The organism is Brachyspira innocens ATCC 29796 (assembly GCF_000384655.1).
Classification (GTDB): Bacteria; Spirochaetota; Brachyspiria; order Brachyspirales; family Brachyspiraceae; genus Brachyspira; species Brachyspira innocens.
Genome location: NZ_ARQI01000127.1, coordinates 20,392 through 43,432, shown reverse-complemented (window position 1 = coordinate 43,432; position 23,041 = coordinate 20,392). Strand labels below are relative to the sequence as shown.

17 protein-coding genes are annotated in these 23,041 nt (G+C 26.5%); 9 read left to right on the top strand and 8 right to left on the bottom strand.

The window, feature by feature from the left end:
- Window positions 1-5 precede the first annotated feature (5 nt).
- The 5 genes from rfbD to F811_RS0113175 are packed head-to-tail and all read right to left on the bottom strand — an operon-like array spanning window position 6 to window position 5,442.
- Window positions 6-863, bottom strand: coding sequence for a dTDP-4-dehydrorhamnose reductase (rfbD, locus tag F811_RS0113195; RefSeq protein ID WP_020005708.1), 858 nt, complete (start codon window positions 861-863; stop codon window positions 6-8).
- A 5-nt stretch (window positions 864-868) separates the two neighbouring features.
- Window positions 869-1,447 carry a dTDP-4-dehydrorhamnose 3,5-epimerase gene (gene rfbC / locus F811_RS0113190; RefSeq protein ID WP_020005707.1) on the bottom strand — a complete coding sequence of 193 codons (579 nt, stop codon included), beginning with the start codon at window positions 1,445-1,447 and terminating at the stop codon, window positions 869-871.
- Window positions 1,448-1,474: 27 nt separating this feature from the next.
- Complete coding sequence (locus F811_RS0113185) at window positions 1,475-3,430, bottom strand: ABC transporter ATP-binding protein (RefSeq protein WP_020005706.1); 1,956 nt, start codon at window positions 3,428-3,430, stop codon at window positions 1,475-1,477.
- A gap of 43 nt (window positions 3,431-3,473) precedes the next feature.
- Window positions 3,474-4,154 carry an ABC transporter ATP-binding protein gene (locus F811_RS0113180; protein ID WP_020005705.1) on the bottom strand — a complete coding sequence of 227 codons (681 nt, stop codon included), beginning with the start codon at window positions 4,152-4,154 and terminating at the stop codon, window positions 3,474-3,476.
- Window positions 4,147-5,442, bottom strand: coding sequence for an ABC transporter permease (locus tag F811_RS0113175; RefSeq protein WP_033425272.1), 1,296 nt, complete (start codon window positions 5,440-5,442; stop codon window positions 4,147-4,149). The genes F811_RS0113180 and F811_RS0113175 overlap by 8 nt, the downstream gene beginning before the upstream one ends.
- Window positions 5,443-5,614: 172 nt before the next feature.
- Between F811_RS0113175 and F811_RS0113170 the strand changes: the two genes are divergently transcribed.
- Window positions 5,615-6,328 (top strand): hypothetical protein, encoded by a 714-nt coding sequence (locus tag F811_RS0113170; protein ID WP_020005703.1) that lies wholly within the window; start codon window positions 5,615-5,617, stop codon window positions 6,326-6,328.
- A gap of 7 nt (window positions 6,329-6,335) precedes the next feature.
- Here F811_RS0113170 and F811_RS0113165 read toward each other — a convergent pair whose 3' ends face one another.
- From F811_RS0113165 to pheS, 3 genes are all read right to left on the bottom strand, one after another.
- Window positions 6,336-6,734: a phosphoribosyltransferase gene (locus F811_RS0113165; protein WP_013112813.1), complete on the bottom strand. Its 399-nt coding sequence runs from the start codon at window positions 6,732-6,734 to the stop codon at window positions 6,336-6,338.
- Window positions 6,735-6,752: 18 nt separating this feature from the next.
- Window positions 6,753-9,176 carry a phenylalanine--tRNA ligase subunit beta gene (gene pheT / locus F811_RS0113160; protein WP_020005702.1) on the bottom strand — a complete coding sequence of 808 codons (2,424 nt, stop codon included), beginning with the start codon at window positions 9,174-9,176 and terminating at the stop codon, window positions 6,753-6,755.
- A gap of 63 nt (window positions 9,177-9,239) precedes the next feature.
- Window positions 9,240-10,259: a phenylalanine--tRNA ligase subunit alpha gene (gene pheS, locus F811_RS0113155; protein WP_020005701.1), complete on the bottom strand. Its 1,020-nt coding sequence runs from the start codon at window positions 10,257-10,259 to the stop codon at window positions 9,240-9,242.
- Window positions 10,260-10,904: 645 nt separating this feature from the next.
- Between pheS and F811_RS0113150 the strand changes: the two genes are divergently transcribed.
- The 8 genes from F811_RS0113150 (at window position 10,905) to F811_RS0113115 (ending at window position 22,793) form a co-directional block, all read left to right on the top strand.
- On the top strand, window positions 10,905-11,504 hold the full coding sequence (locus F811_RS0113150) for a hypothetical protein (RefSeq protein ID WP_020005700.1): 600 nt from the start codon (window positions 10,905-10,907) through the stop codon (window positions 11,502-11,504).
- A gap of 91 nt (window positions 11,505-11,595) precedes the next feature.
- Window positions 11,596-14,085, top strand: coding sequence for an NAD-binding protein (locus tag F811_RS0113145; protein ID WP_020005699.1), 2,490 nt, complete (start codon window positions 11,596-11,598; stop codon window positions 14,083-14,085).
- A 2-nt stretch (window positions 14,086-14,087) separates the two neighbouring features.
- Entirely contained in the window at window positions 14,088-14,732 is a 645-nt protein-coding gene (locus tag F811_RS0113140; RefSeq protein ID WP_020005698.1) for a sigma factor, read from the top strand.
- A 25-nt stretch (window positions 14,733-14,757) separates the two neighbouring features.
- The gene (locus tag F811_RS0113135) at window positions 14,758-17,781 is read left to right on the top strand and encodes a toll/interleukin-1 receptor domain-containing protein (protein ID WP_020005697.1); all 3,024 of its coding nucleotides are present in this window, start codon (window positions 14,758-14,760) and stop codon (window positions 17,779-17,781) included.
- Between the two features lie 66 nt (window positions 17,782-17,847).
- Complete coding sequence (locus tag F811_RS0113130; RefSeq protein WP_020005696.1) at window positions 17,848-19,590, top strand: toll/interleukin-1 receptor domain-containing protein; 1,743 nt, start codon at window positions 17,848-17,850, stop codon at window positions 19,588-19,590.
- Entirely contained in the window at window positions 19,577-19,996 is a 420-nt protein-coding gene (locus F811_RS0113125) for a hypothetical protein (protein WP_020005695.1), read from the top strand. Before F811_RS0113130 ends, F811_RS0113125 begins: the two co-directional genes overlap by 14 nt.
- On the top strand, window positions 19,984-20,934 hold the full coding sequence (locus F811_RS0113120; protein WP_020005694.1) for a hypothetical protein: 951 nt from the start codon (window positions 19,984-19,986) through the stop codon (window positions 20,932-20,934). The genes F811_RS0113125 and F811_RS0113120 overlap by 13 nt, the downstream gene beginning before the upstream one ends.
- Window positions 20,935-21,317: 383 nt before the next feature.
- Entirely contained in the window at window positions 21,318-22,793 is a 1,476-nt protein-coding gene (locus F811_RS0113115; RefSeq protein ID WP_020005693.1) for a hypothetical protein, read from the top strand.
- Window positions 22,794-23,041: the final 248 nt, after the last annotated feature.

Below are 23,041 nucleotides of genomic sequence, written 5' to 3'. Positions count from 1 at the left end.
AATAACTATTTATTTTTATATATATCAAAAAATTTATTTAAGCTATACTCATAATCATATATTTTAGCATATTTTCTAATTTTTTCTATAGATAAAACACTATATTTTGGTCTTTGTGCTTTGGTAGGATATTCTTCACTATTACACTGATTTACTATGCAGTCATTACTTATAATATTAAACTCTTTTCCTTTTTTATATATAGCCTTTGCAAAATCATACCAAGAAATATTACCATCATTAGTATAATGATAAAGTCCATAATCAAAATTCTTTTTATTTATTATATCAAAAACTGTATAAGCTACATCTAATGTATGTGTTGGAGAACCGAATTGATCATTAACTACTTTTATACTATCTTTACTGTTCATCAAATTTATCATAGTATATACAAAGTTTTTTCCATATATACCATAAAGCCAAGATATTCTAATGACAATAGAATTTTCTAATGATAATGCATATTTTTCACCTTCAAGTTTACTTTTACCATAAACATTAATAGGATTAGTTTTATCTTCCTCTGTGTATGGTTTATTAGCTTCGCCATCAAATACATAATCAGTAGAAAAATGAATTAAATCAGCTTTAATATTTGATGCTATTTCAGATATATTTTTAACGCCATCACCATTAACTTTATAACAAATATCCTTTTCATCTTCTGCTAAATCAACCTTTGTATAAGCAGAACAATTAATAATAGTTTTGATATTTTTATCTTTTACAAAATCATTAAGTATATCTATATTCGTAATATCTATATCTGAAGCTGTTGCTATGTATTCTGTATTATTTTTATTAAATACATTAATTATATCATTAGCAAGCATTCCATTTTTACCAATAATCCAAATCATAAAAATTATTCTCCAATCCAAGTACCGTCTAATGAGAAATATTTTTTATTTTTATCAAACTTTGGCAATTTTAAATCCTTATCAGAAACAATTAGATTATTAATATCACAAGTCCAGTCTATATTAATAGTTTTATCATTATAAATTATACCGCCCTCATCTTCGGGGTGATAAAAATCAGAACACTTATATGCAAAAACTGCTGTTTCACTTAAAACAATAAAACCATGAGCAAACCCCTTTGGAATAAAAAATTGTTTTTTATTTTCTTCTGTAAGTAATACTCCATAATATTTTCCAAAAGTAGTAGAATCATTTCTTAAATCTACTGCAATATCAAATACTTCGCCTTCCAAAACTCTAACCAATTTAGCCTGACAGAATTTTTTCTGATAATGAAGTCCTCTTAATACATTTTTAGTAGATTTTGACTGATTATCCTGAACAAATTTTTCATTAATACCAGCTTCAAAAAAATCTTTTTCGCTATAAGTTTCTAAAAAATATCCCCTGCTGTCTCCAAAAACTCTAGGCTCTGCTATAAAAAGCCCCTCTATATCTAATTTTTCAAAAATAAATGGCATTTCAAACTCTTTTTAATATTAATAAAACTATTCTCTAAACTGTAAAGAATATAAATACTGATACTTACCGCCTCTTTTCATTAATTCTTCATGTGTTCCAGACTCTATTATTTTACCATTTTCAACAACACATATATAAGTAGCGTTTTTTATAGTAGAAAGTCTGTGTGCTATAACAAATGTAGTTTGAAGATTAATAATCTCATTTAAAGCTTTCTGAACATACATTTCACTCTCTGTATCTAATGCACTAGTAGCTTCATCAAGTATAAGTATAGAAGGTTTTTTTACTACTGCTCTTGCCAAAGCTATACGCTGACGCTGACCTCCAGATAACATTACACCTCTAGGACCTATATGTGTATCATAACCATTAGGAAGTTTAAGAATAAACTCATCAGCATGTGCTATTTTTGCTGCTCTCACTAAATCATCATCGGTAGCATCAGGATTAGCATACAGAATATTTTCTCTTACAGTGCCGTAAAATAAAATATTTTCCTGTGATACAACGCCTATCTGATTTCTTACACTTCTAGTATTTAATTCATTTATATCAATACCATCAAATCTTATAACTCCGCTGCTTGGAGTAAATAATTTAGGTATTAAACTTATAAGTGTAGTTTTACCGCCTCCAGAATTACCCACAAAAGCAACCACATCTCCTTTCTTCACATTAAAACTAATAGGTCCCAAATGAAAAGGTTTTGCATCACTTCTTCTAGGATATTCAAAATTTACATTTTCAAAAGTAATAGAATGTTCTATAGGTTTCATCTGTTTTTTAGTAGGATCATTAACATTTTCTGCAGGTAAATCTATAATTTCAAAAACTCTCATAGCTATCATTTTAGTCATTTGCAAATTTATAATTATACCAGATAAATCCCTTACAGGAGTAGATATATTAAGCATATAAAGCAAAAATCCCCATAAAAACTCAAAAGGCATTTCCCCTTTAAATATCAAAAATCCACCGTAAGCAAGTATTATAAGCATAGCGACTATCATTACAAGTTCTGTCATAGGTCTATTTAATGAAGTAAGCAAACTAATTTTTCTCATTAAATTAATAAGCTCACTGTATAAAGTTTTATATCTTGAAACTTCGGCATCCTCTTTAGAAAATATTTTTATAACCTCTATTCCCCTTATATCTTCCTGAATAATAGAAGTTGTACTTCCCAAAAAATTCTGCTGTGCTGTAACTCTTGTTCTTATTAGTTTTGAAACCTTGTCTATACCCAAAGCTATCAAAGGTGCTGCCACAAAACAGGCTATAGTAAGTTTTACATTTAATATCAAAAGCATACATAATGTAAGTATTAAAGTTAAAGGCACAGTTATCATATTAGGCAATGTACCAGATAAAAAACTTTCTATCGTACCAGATTCATTAATAACTCTGCTCATTAAATCACCTTCTTTTTCCTGTTTAAAATATGCTATGTCAGTATTAAGAAGACCTTTCATCATATCAGCACGTACATCTTTTCCTATTTCCTGAGCAGTGAAAGCAAAAAGAAAAGTCTTTACATAGTCAAAACCTACTCTAAATAAAACATAAATAAATCCTATTATAATAATAAATGTAAACTGTGCTATTATAACAGGATTTGCAATAGAGTCAGTAGTTAAAAACTGCTGTGCCAAATCTTTTGTATTTATATTACTAAATTTAGCCGTTAAATCCGCAACAAATGGTATTTTATCCAAAATATCAACTCTTTTTCCTCCTGTTATAGCTATCGCCATTTGTCCGAAAAACGGAGGAAGTATATTTATTATTGTATAACCAACACTTAAAACAAAAGAAGGTATAAATAATTTTTTATGCCTCATAGCGTAAGAAAACATTCTTCTATAAGGATGTTTTTCAGGATTAGAATAATATTTTTTTCTATGCTCTTCAGTAACAGCACCATAATCAAATGGTCTATTATCCTTTTTAAAAAATTCTTTTACTTTTTTTATTAACATAAACTAATATCCTATTTTTAATATTTTGTAATTTTCTTAATGATTAATATTCTATTAAATTTTCACCATACTCCAAACGCAGTTTTCTATCAGCCATATTGGCTATAGATACTGAATGAGTAACAATTATTAAAGAAGCATTACTCTGTTTGGTCATATTCCATAAAAGCTCTCTTACAAGCTCAGCATTTTTTTTATCTAAATTTCCTGTAGGCTCATCAGCTAATACAACACTTGGTTTATTTATTAATGCCCTAGCTATAGCAACTCTCTGAGCCTCTCCTCCAGAAAGCTCCCCTATTCGATGATCCATTCTATCTTTTAATCCAACTGTTTCAAGTAAATATTCAGCCTTTTGTTTGGCTTCTTTTTTGTTATATTTAAGCATTAAAGAAGGTATCATAACATTTTCTACAGCACTAAACTCTCCAAGCAGATTATGAAACTGAAACACATATCCAAGTGAACTATTTCTAAAATGAGCAAGCTGACCTTCATTCATTTTTCCTATGTTATTTCCAGCTATATTTATAATACCGTCTGTTATATTGTCTATTCCGCCTATTAAATTTAAAAGCGTAGTTTTTCCGCTTCCAGACTCTCCTGTTATAGCAAGTATTTCATTCTTATATACTTTAAGATTCAATGACTTTAATACCTCAACTTTAGGAGGACCAACATAAGTTTTTTTTAAGTTTTCTATACTAATTATAACATCACTCATACCTTAGTACCTCCGCAGGTTTATATCTGCTTGCGATATAAGCAGGTATTATAGCAAATAATACTGAAAGTAAAAATGAAATACAAGCTACCATTATAACCTGAGAAGCATGTATTATAGAAGGAAGACCGCCGCTTACATAGTATATATCTGAAGGGAAAAAGTCTGGAACTATAGGTATTGATATATTAGGGCTAATAGCTGACGGTATAAACCAAATAATATTAACTATAACCTGCAGTATTATTCTTATACCCTCCAAAGCCTCATTTACATAATTGGCAAGAAGTACACCGAATATCACACCAAGCACCGTACCTATTACACCTATTATAGCCCCTTCCAAAAAGAAAACTTTAGCAACATTTGAAGGTCTCAAACCTAATGTCTTTATTATAGCAATATCACGCCTTTTATCTTTTACAAATATTATCTGGCTTGAAGCAATATTTAAAGCGGCTATTAATATTATAAAAGAAAGGATCAAAGCAAGCATCAATTTTTCAGTATGAAGTGCCTGAAAGAAATTCCTGTCAAAAAGCATCCAAGGCATAACATTATAAAACTCTTTTAAATCACTGTCTATTTGTTTGGCTACTTTATCAGCATCAAAAAAATTTTTTACCTTAACTGCCACACCAGTAACAGCATTATTATAGCCAACCATAGACTGACCTGCAGAAAGCGGTACTATAACCATTCTGCTATCATATTCATAATATCCTGTTTTATACACCCCCTTAATTGTAAAAGTTGTTTTTTGAGGTTTAAATCCTCTATCAAAACTGCCCGAAGCAGAGATTATATCTATAGTATCTCCAACTGATAAGGCATAATCTTTTGCCATTTCTGAACCTATTAATGCCTCATTAGTTTTCATATCTTTGTTATTGCCTTCAACAAAATTAAAATATTTTATGAAATCTTTATCAGTAGAAAATATATTATCTTCAAATGCTCTTACAGTAATTAAGATAGTAAAATTATAAGAACGCATTATACAAGGAATAACTATATACGGATATGCACTGGTTATCTCTTTATTGTCCATTATATTATCAACAACATATTTATAATCACTGAGAGCCCCATCGTTATAAGAACTAATATTTATATGGGCACGCATTCCAAGTATTTTATCTCTAATATCGTCCTGAAAACCATTCATAACAGAAAGCACAGTAATCATTACCATATCGCCTACTAATATACCAAGAACACATATAATTGTAATAACTGAAACAAACGAAAATTTTTTTTTGGCTCTTAAATATCTGACGCCAAGCATTAACTCTAATCTCAAAACATCTCCTTGTGCTTCATAATTAATATATTATATATTATATATAATAAATTTAAACCTATTTTCTTACTGTATGAAAAATTATTTTTTATAATAAAACTTGTATAAACTTTGAATAATGTTAAAATACATACAAAAATTAACTTGGATATAAATTATGAGCGATAATACAAATGAAAATAAAAAAATAAAACAGCCTAAATTAAGCCTAAAAGAAAGATACAATGATGATTTTTTGGAAAAAGCAGAACTTAGAAGAAAAGCTCTGAAATATCAGAGAATGCATGTAGGTCAGATAAATAACAAAAGAATTGAACATATGCTTAAACTTCTTTATCAAGTTCATCAAAATTATTATTTCGGATACTTTGAAGCAAGCTGCACACTTGTTGGAAGTATGTTTGAACAATCACTTATGATCCTTTTAGAAGAAAAAATAGAAGAAAATGGATTTATTTCTATACAGAAATTTAATAATGGAAAGAAGTATGAAGAAAAAATAACAAATATAGAAGACTTGGCACAATGCAATATAGGAATGCTGATATCTATAGTTAATAATTACAGAATGCTTCCAAAAAATGAATATAATTTGGCTAAAACACTTCAATCTGTAAGAAACTGCGTAGTTCATGACATGCTTCCTCAATTTAATATAAATGGTCAATATTATGAAGCAGAATTAAAAATAAATTTAAGCTACAATACCACCAAGACTATACAAATACCAGTTGATGAAATAAATACTTATACAATAGGACAAAGCTCTATAGAGTTATGGTCATATTTTTTATTGACACGTACTAGAAAACTAATAGAGTTTTTATTCAAGGAAAGAGTAAAAAAATACCCTCCAGATTTTTTAAACTAAAAAAATATTATTTGCTTGAAGATTTAGTTTCCCAAGGAAATAAGAGCCAATTATCATGATTAATATTTTTATAATTGTATCTAGGCTTTATTTTACTTGTATGCTCTCTCACAAAAAGAGTTGCTATGTCAAATTTTTGGTCATCAAAATATTTTAGAGTTTCTCCAGTATCTGATATATCATCAACTATTAAAGCAGCCTTATTTTTTACCTTTAATCTCCAAACCTCTTCCATATTGAGAACCATAGGAATTTTAAGTCTATGTGAAAGCATAACAGCAGGAACTAATCCGCCTCTTGCCAAACCGTAAATTACTTCATAATGTATTTTTGAATCTTCTATCTGTTTAGCCAAAATCTCAATAGCTTCATCTATATCTGCCCAAGAAATTACATCATATTCCATATAAAAGCCCCTGTAAATTTAAGAACGTAAACTAATATTAAATCTTGTTTTAAGCATTTCAAGCAAAGATTTTTCAGCATTATTAATATCTTCTTCTCTTAATGTTTTATTAGGATCATAGTATGTAATAGATATGGCTATAGACTGCTTGCCTTCTCCTACCTGTTCTCCTACATATCTATCAACAACATCAACATTTTGTATAATATTATTGAATCTGCTTATTGATTTTATAACTTTATTAAACTCTATATTATTATCGCATACCAAAGCCAAATCTCTAAATACTGCAGGATATTTACCAATATCTTTTAATTTTTGTTTTTTAACTCTTTCTTTAACAAGTTTTAAAGTTTTTCTAATATCAATATCAAAGAAATATACTTCTGTATTTATATCAAAAATAGATAATAGTTTTGGATGAAGCCTTCCTATTATACCGATTCTCTCTCCGAATATCATTATCTCAGCAGACATTGTAGGTACAAACCATTTATGTTCTTTAGGTATCAAATTATAATCGGTGCATCTCAAATCTTTAATCAAAAGCTCTTCAACAACCCCGCTCATATCAAAGAAATCATAAGGTCTTGAATCTTTATTCCATAATTTTTCCTGATAAAGCCCGAACATAACAGCTGAAAGATGCTTTTCTTCTACAAAATTATCATTTTCTTTATAGAATATATTTCCAACCTCAAATAAAGCTCCGTTTTTATGTCTATGATTCTGATTATAAACAACACTATCAAGAAGAGATACCAAAGTAGTAGGTCTTAAAACGTCCATTTCGCTTGTAAGAGGATTAACAACTTTGATTAATTTTTCTTCTTCTATGCCTATTGATTTAAATACATTACTGTCGCCCATAGAATACTGCTTAGTTTCATAAAGTCCGTAAGAAGCCATTCTATGTTTTACAAAACTTACTTCTTTATAATCAGTTTTTATAGGATTACATTTTATATGAGGTACATTCGATTCTATATTATTATATCCGTAAACTCTGGCTATTTCTTCTATCAAGTCTTCGGCTATAGATAAATCATGTCTATAATAAGGTATTTCAACTTTTAAATTATTTTCACCAAGTGCAACTGCCTTAAAACCATATCTTTTAAATATGGAAGATATTTCCATTTTATTCATATTAAGACCTAAATATCTTTTTACAAGTCCGCAGTCAAATACTATAATAGTAGAGTCAAATTGTCTTACATTAAGTTCTTTAGACCTTGAAGCTATTTTACAGCCATTATCCAAAGTAACTATTAAATCAACTACTCTATTTAAAGCAGCAAGAGTTAAAGTATGATCTATCTCTCTTTCAAATCTGTATGAAGCATCTGTTTTTGTATTGGTAATTATGGTAGATTTTTTTACAGCTATATGATCAAAATATGCACTTTCTATTAAAATAGTTTTGGTTTCAGGCTCTATTTTAGTAGAATCTCCACCCATAACACCAGCAACACCTATAGGTTTTTCACTATCTGCTATAACCAACACTTCATCAGTAAGATCAACATCTCTTCCATCAAGTAATTTTATTTTCTCTCCATTTCTGGCATTTCTAACTATGATTTTACCATCTTTAACTTTATCAAAATCATAAGCATGCAAAGGCTGACCATATTCTAACATAACATAATTTGTAACATCAACTATATTATTGATAGGATTGATTCCGCACATTATAAGTCTTTTCTGCATCCAGTCTGGAGAAGGACCAACTGTTATATCTTTTATAAGTCTGCCTACATATTTGTAACAGCTTTCCTGATTTTCTACGGTTATATCAATATTTCCTCCCGCAGCATCATAAGTATTAACCGAAGGAATGCTTACTCTTCTTTCTAATACCAAAGAACATTCGCGGGCAAAACCTATAATACTAACCAAATCTCCTCTGTTGGCAGTAATTTCCACATTAAATATATGATCTGTACTTCCAACTATTGTAGAAAGAGAATTTCCCAAAATACTATCTTTATCAGCATTAACTTTTTCTATATCATCATCAAGTATCCAAATACCATAAACACCTTCTATTTCTTCATATCCTAATTCGGATCTTGAACATATCATACCATTACTTTCAAAACCGCGTATAGAAGCCTTTTTTATGGTAAGTCCGTTAGGCAATTTAGCACCTATCATAGCAATAGGAACATATATGCCCTCTCTTACATTAGGAGCTCCGCATACTATTGAGAGTGTATCTCCATCTCCAACATCAACTTTACAAACGCTTAATTTATCCGCATCAGGGTGTTTATGAACAGATATTATTTTACCAATTATAACACTAGGAATATCTCCGCCTGTTGTTTCTATTGATGAAATTTCACTTCCTGCAAGCGTTATTTTTTTGGCGATTTCTTCTACAGTAAAACCGTCTAAATTAACAAATTCTTTAAGCCAACTTAATGGAACTCTCATTATTATATCCTCTAATTAATTCAATAAATCTATATTAAAAATGCTGTAAACATTAAATATTAATTACCATTGTTTTAAGAAATCTATATCATTTTCATAGAACATTCTTATATCGGTTATACCGTACTTAATCATAGCTACACGTTCTATACCCATACCGAAAGCAAAACCTGTATATTTTGTTATGTCATAACCGACATGTTTAAACACATTAGGGTGAATCATACCTGCTCCCATAAGCTCAAGCCAGCCTTCACCGCCGCAAGTTTTACATCCGCTGCCGCCGCATATTACACAAGTAGCACTCAAATCGGCACCTGGTTCAACAAATGGGAAATAATCTGGTCTTAATCTTATCTGTGTTTTATCTCCAAACATCTTTTTACAGAATAATTCTAATATTCCTTTCAAATCATTAAAACTTATACCATTATCAACCATAATACCTTCTACCTGATGAAATACAGGTGAGTGCTTTGAATCTATAGAATCTCTTCTTGCACATTTACCTGGAGAAACAACAGCTATAGGAGGAGGAGTTTCAAGCATAGTTCTTATCTGCATGCCAGATGTATGAGTTCTTAGTACATTTTCTTTAGATATAAAGAATGAATCATGGCTGTCTCTTGAAGGGTGATAATAAGGGATATTTAAAGCTTCAAAATTATGAAAATCATCTTCTATTTCATTGCCCTCAACTACTCTGAAACCTATCTCAGTTAAAATAGACACTATTTCTTCTTCTACTCTTGTAAGAAGATTGACACTTGCTGCTTTAGGTCTTCTGCCGGGCATAGTAATGTCTATTTTATTTTTTTCCAAAGATAAAAGGAATTCTCTTTCTGCAATTTCATTCTTCTTTTCAGATAAAGCGTTTTCACAATAATTTTTTATTTCATTAATCTTTTTTCCAAATTCTTTTTTTTCTTCTATACTTTCTATAGATGATAAACTTTTTAAAAGCTCTGTAATTTTTCCTTTACGTCCAAGATAATTAATTCTTATATCATCTATTTCTGCCTGAGTATTAGAATTTTCTATGCTGTTTTTTAAAAAACTGTAAAGCTCCTCTAAATTATCCATTGTTTTTCCCTAAACTAAAATTAACTATTCTATTATAATATAACATAAAATTATTTTCAATACAATAAAATACTATAATAAATTAGTGAAAATTATAGAAAATAATTTACACAATTTTTTTAATATTTTCAATAAGAATTCTTATCTTTTCTCAAATATTTTAATTAATATCGTTAAAAACATTGCAACATATAACATTTTTTACGTCTTTTTAAAAATTTGATGGTATTTTCATATGAGATTAAAACATGTTATTATATTTTATACTGGATTTATATATATGAGAAATTATAATGATATATAATGTATATAAATAAAAAGTTTGAGGCAAGTATCAATTATAAAAATATTTTAATAGTGCAGTATTTATCAGTTTTTAGACAAATATATTATTTTTTATAAAAATAAAAATTTTTTTAAATAAATTCAAAAAACATGTAATTATTAACAATACAAAAAATAACATTCTTTAAATTAATATGTTTTATATAAAGGAGGTGATAAAATAATAATCATTTGCAGATTTAAGAACATACCGATAATCATTAAAACAATATAATCATATTTTTTGCAAAATAATAAATAAAAAAATAATAAAAAAACGGGAAATATTAATAATTTACGTATTATATAATGGAAGAGGTTATGGGAGATAATAAAAAAACTGGAGACAATAAAAAAAAATTAGAGGAAATAATAATGGAATATTTTACAGATATTTTTAAACAAAAAAATATGACAAAGAAAAATTTAACTATGTTCGATAAAATAATAATAGATTCTTCAAATAGTAATGATAGTAAATCATTCCTTGATGAAAAATGTTCCATTATAAAGAATATCACACATGATTACCTTGATAAATATTTAGAAATAAAAGATATCATATGTTTTTCAATACCCAATCATAATTTTATATTACATGAAGAATATGAGGAATATGATGAAGATGATAATAAAGTTGTAGGATTTAGTAAAAATTATTCTAATGAAAGAACTATAAAATTAAACTATGTTGATAGCAACTTACCTGCATATCTAACTTTTGATGATTCTAAAGTATATATCACTGGAAATACAGAAAATATCGAAAATATTATATCAGATTTATTAATAATAAACTTGAAAAACAAGGAAAAAATAAAATTATGTACATTTAATCGTTCTTTATTTTCAAATTATAACTATGAAAATATTTTTTATGAAAAAAATAAAATTTTTTTAATAAAAAAGTATACTTCTTAAAAAAATTACGTATTTATATATGTACTATATAAAATATATTTTCATTTATAAGATTAAATTATTTTTAAAAAATTACAAATAAAGGTTATTTATGAATCACCCTATAACTATATATATTTCGGATTTACAAAAAAGTACAAATAAAACAAAAGCACTTGAAAGTTTATCTTTTATGATTAATCATCTAAGAAGAATATATCCTAAAAGATTAATAAAATTGCATACAACTTTATATACAGATTTAGAAATTGCAATGGCTAAATTGGCTGCTGAATATCAAATAGTTATAGAAATAATAACACAAAATATTATAAATAAAAATAATGAAGATATAGAATATATATTAAAAAGAGCAAATTCAAGTTTCATTATTAATGAAGACATTTCTAATCAGCAATTAATATCATTAATATCGCATAAAACAGATATATCTCTATTTATATGTGACAATAATGTAAATATAAACAGCTATATAAAAAATAATACTAAAAAAGATTATAATATACCTGTACTATCATTTCAAAATTATTATAATACTCCTTTCACATTAAGCATAGATTTAAATAAAGATATAAATGAAATAGAAGATTATATTTTAAATAATATTAACAGCGATAAATGCTCAAAAGTAATAGGAGAAAAGATCCCTAAAAAAGCATCATATTTAAGTATGACTGTAGCTTGGGTTTTATCCTTTCTTTTTGTATCTGTACTTGGAATTTTTGCTTGGAAAGAGTTTTGTTTAAAAGAATACGGAGAAAATATAAGCATATTCACAGCATTTTATAAAACTTTGCAGATATTTCAATTAGAAGCTAGTTTTGATATGGAAGAGTTGCCTCCCCTATTAAACTTAGTAAGATTTCTTGCCCCTATAACATTAGCAGGTGCTTTATTTCAAGTTATAAAAAATCTTTTTTCTGATTTAATAACTAGAACTGTTATATCAATATTTTTTAAAAAACATACTATTATATGCGGCTGTAATGTTAAATCATTATGCGTATTAAATGGAATGTCCAAAGATAAAAAAATTGTGCTTATATGCAATGAAGATGAAGTTAATACAAAAGATATTTTCAATAAAAATGTAATAAAACTTAAAGGAGATTATACTCAGGCTTCTACCCTATTTAATGCTGGAATATTAAAATGCAGTGAAATATTTTGTATTTCTGAATATGATGATAAAAATATAGAAACTATGAATATAGCTTCTAAAATAATAAGAACATATAAAATAAATCATACTATAGAATTAGTAGTAGATATAGAAGATAATAATAAATATAAAAATTATGAAAAAATACTTCCAGTCTCATACAGTAAAGACCCAGTTTATGTACGTTTTTCATCATTTAAAAAGAATGCTATACGTTTCTTTATTGATAAAATTTCAAAATACTCTGTAATACGAAATATTAACATCAATGAAGGGAATGCCCCTATAATACTTATATTTGGAATTAATGATAATGTTATAGATGTAATAAGAGAGCTTATTCTTCTTGTTGTAGGAAAAGAGAGTAATATTAATCTCATATTTGTAGATAAAAATCAGGAGTTTTATAATAATGTACTTATAAATAAGCTTCCAGAATTAAGCAGAATTGCATCGCTTCATTTTTTGGATTATCCGTCTTTTATTAACAATGAAATACCTGATAATATAGCTTCTCTGCTTAGCAGATTATCTTCCTGTTTAATTTATGCAGATAATGAAGAAAACTCATTAAATTGGGCTATTGAAACAAGACAAATACTATTTAAAAATCTATCTATCAAAGATGAACCTAAAATATTTGTATTTTTAGATTCAGCTACAAATATATTAGAAACTAATCCAGACCTCTACAATAAATACTATAAAATAGGAATAGAAATTTTCCCATCTATAAACTATCTTTCATCTATAGATTATTCACTTCAGTATAATGATTTGGATACTATAGCACAAAAAATATACTCTGAATACTGCAAAATGCCTACTGCCAATAATAACGGAGCTTGGAATAATATATCAGAAGGCGAAAAAAATGATAACAGATATGCAGCAAGATTTTTAGCTATAAAACTTGATTATTTGGGATTATCAATATTGGATTTTAATGATAAAAGAAAACATGCAAATTTGAAAGATATAAAAAATATAGATTTACTAGCCAGACTAGAACATAAAAGATGGTATGTATCAAAAATATTATCAGGTTTTGACAGCATAGGCTCTGATTATCCTAAAGAAACTTTATCATTTATTAAATCACATATGAGACTTCACAATCTATTAGTACCATTTGAAGAGCTATCCGATGAAGAATTATATAAAGATTCTATGGGGCTTATAGATATACCTATAACAATCAATAATGATGAATATGAAATGATTATAAAAAATTTAGATACTAAAGATAGAGAGTTTGTGAATGAACATTATATTTTGGAGGATAACAATACAAAAAACAGAAGTTTATCAGGAAGTTTTATTCTTAATTATGAACTGATTGATAAAATGAGATACCTTCTTCTTAATAACAGAGAGTTAGGTTCTTTTATAAAATACAAAATAGGTAAAAGTTATTAATTATGTGGGAAATAATTGACTTAATCGATTCCATTGACAGAAATTATAAAAACTATATCAGCAGAGTGTATTCAAAAATAGGCAACTATGAAGACGCTAAAGATATTATGCAGGAAATTTATGTGGAATTGTTAAACAAAATAGGAAACGGTTTTGAAAAAGAAGGCTATGAACTAATAGACGGATATATATACATAATGATCAACTCTAGGGTAATAGATTATATTAGAAAGAAAAAAAGTAAAATGAAGAAAAAATACAAACTGCAGGGATTGAATGATGAGCTTCTTAATTTAGTAATACCCGATGATGAAATAAATGATTTATACCAAGAGTACAAAGAGGGACTATTTCTATTTCTTGAAGCCATTACAAAACAAAGTATGGATACTATATGCCAAGAATGTAATATGTGCGATCAAAGACTCTCAAATCTTATAGAGGTAAAAAATAAAAAATCACAATTAATAGAGGATAGTTTTATTATATACAAAGAGTATGTTTTCTCTTTTCTTCATAAAGACTTAAAACAAAAAGACATAAAAACAAAATATAATATATCAGGTCATATTTTAGATAAAATAAAATCAGCATATAATAATAAAATAAAAGACTGCATAAAAAAACTTACTAATAAAAATATATAAAAATAAGATATCTTGGTATAATAACATGATAAACAAAGAAGTAATTTATAATTATGATGTATTCATAAGCTATAGACATCTTGATGATGAATGGGCAAAGTGGCTTTTAGAATCTCTTGAAACTTGGAAAGTACCTAAAGAACTAGTAAAAAAAGGCTTCCCTGAAAGAATAGGAAGAGTATTCAGAGATGAAGAAGAATTATCCTCAAGCTCTAATCTAACTAAAAGCATAGAAAAAGCATTAATTCAGTCAAAATATTTAGTAGTTATTTGCTCGAAAGAAACATCAAAATCTAAGTGGGTAGAAGCTGAAATAAAAATATTCAAAGAATTAGGACGCTCTGATAGAATAATCGTTATGCTTATAGACGGTAAAGAATCTATAAGCGAAGAATTAAGATATATAGATACTGATAAAAAAATCCCATTAAACCCGATAATTGCTGATGTAAGAGATAAAGAAAATAAAAAAGAGACAAAACAAAAAGCATTGATCCAGATATTATCATGTGTTTTGGCATGCGATTTTGAAGACCTAATTGAAAAAGAAAAAATAAGAGAAAAAATAATATTAATAAATAAAATAACTATATTGTTATGCATTCTTATTATTATCATATTTTCTATAGTACTCATATGGAAACATAATAAAGTAAAATTGTCATATTATAATGATTTTGTATATCAGTATGGGGTGCCTAAAGGAATAGGAAAATTAACAAAAAAACAATATCATCAAAGGGCAAGTACATATATCTTTGAACATCAAAAAGGTATTTTAAAACGTGTAAAAAGAGTAAACAGTTACGGTATATTAGATAAAAATTATAATATAAGTATATGGATACCAGAAATAGATTCAAAAGGAAATATAAAAAGAATAATATGCAAAGACCATAATAATAAAATAGTAATGATTAAAGAATACAGTTCAGATTTAAAAATAATTACATTCCAAAATGAATTTAATTTTCCATTCATATTTAATGGAAATTCTACCGTAAGATACAAAGCAGAATATAATGAAAATGGTTATATAACAAATGAACTTTATTATAAGGATTCATGGAATACTCCGATATCAGACAAGAATGGTTTTTACGGCAAACAATACGAGGTTGATGAAAGCGGAGTTATTACAGCGGAATACGGAATTAATTCCAACGGAAATATTATTCCTAATAAAGAAGGAATATATAAAATAAAATACACATATGATGATAGTTATAATCTTATAAAAGAAGAATTTGTTGATAAAAATGATAATTTAATTTATATAGCTGGATATGATTACGGATATTCTTATATAATAAGAGATTATGACATAAACGGAAACCTAATAAAAAAATCATACTTCAATGAAAATAAACAAAGAATATTAAAAGATAATGATAAACCTTCATGTATAGTTTACAACATAGACAATAGGGGAAATACAACAAATATAATAAATTATGATGAAAAGAAAAAACTATTTTTAGATATAAATTATGACCAAATACAATATCATACCTGCAGTATGTCATATGATAATAGAGGAAATATTATAGAAACTTCTTTTTATAATTTAAGCAATGATGAATATGTTTCTCCTATAAGTTCAAGTAAATACAAAATGATATATGATGACAATAATAACATAATTGAAAAAAGTTATTATGATAAAGATAATAATTTGGTAAACTGCTTTAACAAATACTCTATTTTAAAGATGAAATATGACTCTAATTATAACCTCGTAGAAGAAAGCTATTATAACACTAATAATGAACCTACTGTATATAGGAATGATAATTACCATAAAATAGAATATGAATATGATGATTATAATAATCTTATAGAAAAAAGATATTTTGATATTGACGGAAAATTAGTAGTACTAAATAAATACGGTAATGAAGGATATGAAATAAAAATAAATTACGATAAAAGAGGGAATATTATAGAAGAAAGTTATAATGATCAAAATGGAAAACTTATTCTCAATAATAATAAATACGCACTAAAAAAAATCGAATACAATGAAATAGGACTAAAAACAGAAGAAAGATATTACGGAACAAATAATGAAGCAGTTCTTTTTTTTAAGCAGTCATATTATATAGGTAAAGATGATTACACATATCATAAAATAAAATACAAATATGATGACTTAGGAAATAATATAGAAATTTCCTATTATGATACAAATGATAAATTAATCATAACAGAATTAGAACATGACTCTATGTTTATAAATGCAGCCAAAATAAAATATGAATATTCAAATTTTAATCTTACAAAAGAATCTTATTATGGAACAAATAATGAACCAATAAATGCCTATAGTAATTTAGGTATGATTAAATATGAATATACAGATTACAGTGCAATTACAAATTTAATAAAAGATGAAACTATAAAAATAAAAAATATTATAAAAACTTCATATTATGACAAAGATGAAAAACCTATACTTAATAAATATAATTATCATGCAAAATACATAGGAAAAGATAATGACAGTGAAATAAATATATATTGCGGCACTAACAATGAATTAGTTATAAACAATGAAGGCAATATATCCTACTCTATAGAAAATACATATTATGACAGCAATAATTATAAAGTAAGAACTTTAAGGACATTCGGTACTAATAATGAGCCTGTTATTTATAATAATCATTGCTTTAAATTCGTTACAAAATATTTTGGAAATTATGATATAGCAGAAAGTGAATGCTATGGAACAAACAATGAACCTATATTAGGCAGAAACGGATATTTTAAGTATGAAGGTATATATGATGATAATTATAATCTTGTATCATACAGACTATATGGTACTAATAATCAATTAACGTTATTTAAAAACAACTATGCCAGAGTGGATTATAAATATGACAAAAATAACAGAAAAATATCAGCAAAATACTATGGAACTAATGAAAAGCCTATAATGAATATATGGGGATATGCCTCTTATAAAATAACTTATGACAGTAAAGAAAATGCTGTTACTAATTACTATGATGATAAAGGAAAAGAAATAAGCATTATTGATTAATTTTTCAATTATGCTACAATACTAATTATATATGATAAACTAAAACATTCTTTATTTACTTATATTATGACAGATAGAGAAATAATTTATAATTATGACGTATTTATAAGCTACAGACATCTTAGTAGTGATAAGAAATGGGCTAAATGGTTATTAGAATCTCTTGAAACTTGGAGAGCTCCCAAAGAATTAATAAAAAAAGGATTTCCTCAAAGAATAGGAAGAGTATTCAGAGATGAAGAAGAATTATCTACAAGCTCTAATCTAAGTAAAAGTATAGAAAAAGCATTAATACATTCTAAATATCTAGTTGTTATATGTTCCAAAGATACAGCACAGTCGGTTTGGGTAGAGCGTGAAATAAAAATATTTAAAGAACTTGGAAGATTTGACAGAATAATAGTTCTTCTTATAGATGGTGAGCCTAACAAATCATTTAATAAGGAATTAACTTTTATAGAAGAAAACGGAATTATAAAAGAAACAGAGCCGTTTTATGCTGATGTGAGAAATAATAAATTTCAAAAAGATAAAGAAATTAAACAAACAGCATTAATAAAAATATTATCTTGTATTTTGTCATGCAGTTTTGATTATTTGATGAATATAGAAAAATCGAGATATAAAAAGAGAGTCAGAAATATTATACTTGCTTTATTATCATTATTTATAATTTTATCTTCTGCATCATTTTTTATATGGGATTATAACAGAACAAAAATTGAATACTATAATACTTTTGTATATCAGTACGGCATTCCAAAAGGTATTGGAAAATTAACAAAAAAACAATATTTGCATCGTAATGTAAGCTATGTATTTGAAAGCAAAAGAGGTATATTAAAACAAGTAAAAAGAGTTAATAGTTATGGAAGATTGAGAGATGATATAGAAAACTTTAATATAAGTATATGGATACCAAATATAGATATAAACGGAGAAGCAAAAAGAGTAATATGCAAGGATCATAATAATAGAATAGTTATGATTAGAGAGTATAGTTCTAATTTAAAAATAATAGAGTTTAAAAATGAATTTAATCTGCCTTTTATTGCATCAGGCAATGAGATAATAAGATATGAAGTAGAATACAATAAAAACGGATATGTAACTAATGAACTTTATTACAGAGATTTATGGAATACTCCTATTGCAAATAAGGACGGATTCTACGGAAAAATATATGAAGTCGATAATAATGGAGCTGTTACTGCTGAATATGGTATAAACTCAGACGGAAATATAGAAGAAAACAGATACGGAATATTTAAATTACAGATAAGTTATGACAGTAAATACAATATAATAAAAGAAGAGTTTTTGGATTATAATAATAACTTAATATATATAGGAGATAATTACGGGTACTCTTATATAGAAAAAGAATATGATAAAAATGGTAATTTGATAAAAAAATCTTTCTTCAATGAAAATAAACAAAGCATATTATCCAACTATTTTGGAAGTGCTTCTATAGTTTATAATCCAGACAGCAAAGGAAATATTACAAATATAATAAGCTATGATGAAAATGGAAAATTGTTTTTGATTCCCTATATAATTGATAATTTTATCACATACTGCATACATACAATGAAATACGATAATAATGGAAATATTATAGAAGGTGCATTCTATGATGTCAATACAAACAAATATATTACAGGCGAAATATACCATAAATACAGAAGAAAATATGATGATAATGATAACTTAATAGAAGAAAGCTATTATGATAAAGATGATAATTTAATAATATGTGATAGTAATTACTCTATATATAAAAGAAAATACGATGAAAAACTATAATCTAATAGAAGAAAGTTATTATGATGCAAATGGTAAGCCTACTATTCAGGAGGAATATTATCATTTAGCAGAATATAAATATGACAAATACAATCAAATTACAAATAAAAAATATTATGGTCCAAGCAATAAATTGGTACTTGGGTTTTATGGCTTTAATTCTAAATTTGCAGATACGAGAATAAAATATGACAGAATAGGAAATGTTATAGAAGAAAGATATTATGATGATTTCAATAACCTTATATTAAACTCTAAAAATTATGCTGTAAGAAAAATAAACTATAATGATAAAGGTCTCAAAATAGATGAAAGTTTCTACGGAACAAATGAAGAACCTATTCTTATAACTGATACATATGATTTTTTAATACAAATAAATACCAATCTGGAATGCAGAAAATAAAATATGAATATGATTCTAAAGGCAATATAATAGAAAAATCTTTTTACGGCACAGATGGAAAACCTATAATATCAAAAATAGACGGCTCTCATATAGCTACATATAATATGTGGGAAATTATTTATATTAATACTGCCAAAATAAAATATGAATATTCAAATTCTATTCTCATTAAAGAATCATATTACGGAATTAACGGAGAACCGATAAATGCATATCATAATTTGGGAACTGTAAAATATGATTATTTAAATTACACTGATGTTACAAATTTTATAAAGTATAATACTATCAGCAATTTAAGCATAACAAAAACTTCATATTACGATAAATACCTAAACCCTATAATATTAGATGAGATGAATTATCATACAAAATATGAAGGCTCTAATTATAATAATGAAGTATATATCTTCTGCAACACCAATAATAGACTTACTATCAATTTCCAGAAAAAAGCATATGTAATTACATACTATCTAAAAGAGGGAACAAGAACCAGAGTTACAAAAACTTTCGGTACAAATAATGAACCTATACTTAATTATGAAAATTATTTTAAACAGATAGTAAGATTTAATGATAAATACTATATATGCTCCATTGAAAATTATGGTATTAATGAAGAACCAATTATCGGAAGCAAAGGATATTTTATTATGACAAATACTTATGATGAAAATGTAAATTGGGTAACACAGGAACTTCATGGTACAAATAATGATCTTGTACTTTCAAAAAAATTAAACTATTCAGTACTGCATTTAGAATATGATGAAGATAATAAAAATACAGCGGCATTCTATTATGGTACAAACAGAAAACCTACTATGATTAATTTAGGATATTCCAGCATAAGAATATATTATGATGAATACGGAAATACTACTACAAACTATTACGATGATAAAGGAAATCAAATATATCCTTATAAATAGTATTTCATTCCATATTATAATATAGATAAAAAATTGTATATGATAAAATAATACTATATTTAATTTTTGATTTATTTTTATAAAGTTAGTTCATTATTACAAAAATCATAAAATTATTTTTAGTCTTGGTTATATATACGAGCCTCTGCCAATATAAAGATTTCAATACAGCAATTTTTATGATGGTTATCAACTCTTTTAATATGATTCTTTATAAAAAATAACATATACTCTAATGCCTGTGTACATTCAGAAAGAATACCTATTTTTTAAAACTAAAAAGAATATCTATGGCATTTAAACATATAGTTGTTTATGTATATATTGAAATAAATACATCTACATAGTATACTTGTTTTTATAATATGATTTAAGGAAAAACTATGAAGAAAATATTTTTACTCATTACAATAATGTCTTTAATTATAATTCAATGCGGTAATAAAACTGATAATCAAACTAATACAAATACTGTTAATACAAATGAAGCAGTACAGTCAAATGAAACTATACCAGCAACAAAAATATTATCACAGGAAGATTCTGCATTTTTGGATAAGGTAAAAAATAAAATAATTATAAGCGGCAGTGCTAAATACACTTTCAAAGATAATGGTGATATAGAGTATGTATTTGAGCATGGAAGTTATAGAGAAGATAAAAATTATATCTTTGAATCTTCAAAAGACTCAACTAATGCCTATTATTATGAACTTTATAATATACAAGATAAGTACGAAAAAGGACCAAGTAATATTGCTACAAATTATAAAGGATTTTCTGTAAAAAACGGAATTCTTTATGAAGATAATTATCAAGGTTATGAAAGCGACCCTAATGAAACTATAATTACTAAATGGGAAAAAGAAAATTATTATTCTAATTACTATTACAGAGAAGTAAAAGAAAATCCTAACTTTGATAATTTCCCTTATGAGAATAAAGCAGATGTAACTTTTCAGAAATATAATGAAAGAATGGAAGGTATATTAATATCAGAATCAGATTACAGACCAGAAGAAGTAGGCGATATTAATACTTATAATTTTGATGGGGTATATTCAAATAATAATTCTTCTATAGAATTAAAGAAAAATGATGACGGGACATTCTATTTATACGCTATTAATATAACTACAGACGAAAACGGACAGACAGTAACTAATATTCAAAGTACAGATACAAATAAAATGGTATTACAAGAAAATCAGTATGTTGAACCTTATTGCGGTATAGGTTCTCAGACTTTAGATTATGAAGAGACTGTAGGTGCTGATGGAGGTTATATTATATCTATTCAGCCTATAAGTGCTGATACTATTATAGTAACAGAGCCTAACGGAAGCTATGGATTTACTGGTATATATAAAAAAGCTCCTGAAATAATAAATGCTAATGATAAAAGCACTAAAGAAAAGGCGTATTATAATGCTTGCAGATGGTATGCTGAAAATTACAGTGAATTAAATGATATTTTTAATAAAATTGTAGATTTTGATTTTGAGGGCGGCGGATATTATGAGATTAATATGGAGAATGTTTATCTCTATATATCCAAATTTGAGAACTCTGGATATTTTTCTGACAATTATATTAAAAATTTAGAAAATCGTTTTGAAGAAATAAAAAATTATTTGGAAGAAAATAAACAAAATGATGGAGCTGTTGAGGGTATGGAAGCAGACTGGTTTTTAGCTACACAGGAGATTGATTATTATCTTAATATTATAACTAATGAAATGACGCTTAAAGATATAGTAAATTATGATGGAGATTCTCTATGCATAAGGAGCGATGCAGGAGAGTCTGTAATTTTAGAGGTTAAAAAATATGGCGATGAGTGGCTTATTGAAAAATAAATAAACATGAACAAATAGTATATACCTAAACAATTATAATTTGTAAAAATTAGTTTTTATGTTTTTATTATTTTCGGGGAATAGCCCCCGAACCCCCACTTCTTTTGCGACCGTAGGAAGTGCCTGTGGTATTGCCACAAAGAAGCAAAAAGGCTACATTTCAGTCTGAATTTAGTAATTTATTCTACATGTAAAACATGAATTAGTACTATTTAGTATTATTTTTATACTTTCACTTTTTGGTTCTT

Excerpts from the sequence above, each read along its gene's own strand:
- pheS (WP_020005701.1), bottom strand. The coding sequence starts at position 10,259 with ATGGATAATTTAGAGGAGCTTTACAGTTTTTTAAAAAACAGCATAGAA.
- F811_RS0113170 (WP_020005703.1), top strand. The coding sequence starts at position 5,615 with ATGAGCGATAATACAAATGAAAATAAAAAAATAAAACAGCCTAAATTA.
- rfbC (WP_020005707.1), bottom strand. The coding sequence starts at position 1,447 with ATGCCATTTATTTTTGAAAAATTAGATATAGAGGGGCTTTTTATAGCA.
- F811_RS0113145 (WP_020005699.1), top strand. The coding sequence starts at position 11,596 with ATGAATCACCCTATAACTATATATATTTCGGATTTACAAAAAAGTACA.
- F811_RS0113120 (WP_020005694.1), top strand. The coding sequence starts at position 19,984 with ATGCAGAAAATAAAATATGAATATGATTCTAAAGGCAATATAATAGAA.
- F811_RS0113130 (WP_020005696.1), top strand. The coding sequence starts at position 17,848 with ATGACAGATAGAGAAATAATTTATAATTATGACGTATTTATAAGCTAC.
- F811_RS0113135 (WP_020005697.1), top strand. The coding sequence starts at position 14,758 with ATGATAAACAAAGAAGTAATTTATAATTATGATGTATTCATAAGCTAT.
- F811_RS0113150 (WP_020005700.1), top strand. The coding sequence starts at position 10,905 with ATGGGAGATAATAAAAAAACTGGAGACAATAAAAAAAAATTAGAGGAA.
- F811_RS0113125 (WP_020005695.1), top strand. The coding sequence starts at position 19,577 with ATGAAAAACTATAATCTAATAGAAGAAAGTTATTATGATGCAAATGGT.
- F811_RS0113140 (WP_020005698.1), top strand. The coding sequence starts at position 14,088 with ATGTGGGAAATAATTGACTTAATCGATTCCATTGACAGAAATTATAAA.
- F811_RS0113180 (WP_020005705.1), bottom strand. The coding sequence starts at position 4,154 with ATGAGTGATGTTATAATTAGTATAGAAAACTTAAAAAAAACTTATGTT.
- F811_RS0113175 (WP_033425272.1), bottom strand. The coding sequence starts at position 5,442 with ATGCTTGGCGTCAGATATTTAAGAGCCAAAAAAAAATTTTCGTTTGTT.
- F811_RS0113185 (WP_020005706.1), bottom strand. The coding sequence starts at position 3,430 with ATGTTAATAAAAAAAGTAAAAGAATTTTTTAAAAAGGATAATAGACCA.
- pheT (WP_020005702.1), bottom strand. The coding sequence starts at position 9,176 with ATGAGAGTTCCATTAAGTTGGCTTAAAGAATTTGTTAATTTAGACGGT.
- rfbD (WP_020005708.1), bottom strand. The coding sequence starts at position 863 with ATGATTTGGATTATTGGTAAAAATGGAATGCTTGCTAATGATATAATT.
- F811_RS0113115 (WP_020005693.1), top strand. The coding sequence starts at position 21,318 with ATGAAGAAAATATTTTTACTCATTACAATAATGTCTTTAATTATAATT.
- F811_RS0113165 (WP_013112813.1), bottom strand. The coding sequence starts at position 6,734 with ATGGAATATGATGTAATTTCTTGGGCAGATATAGATGAAGCTATTGAG.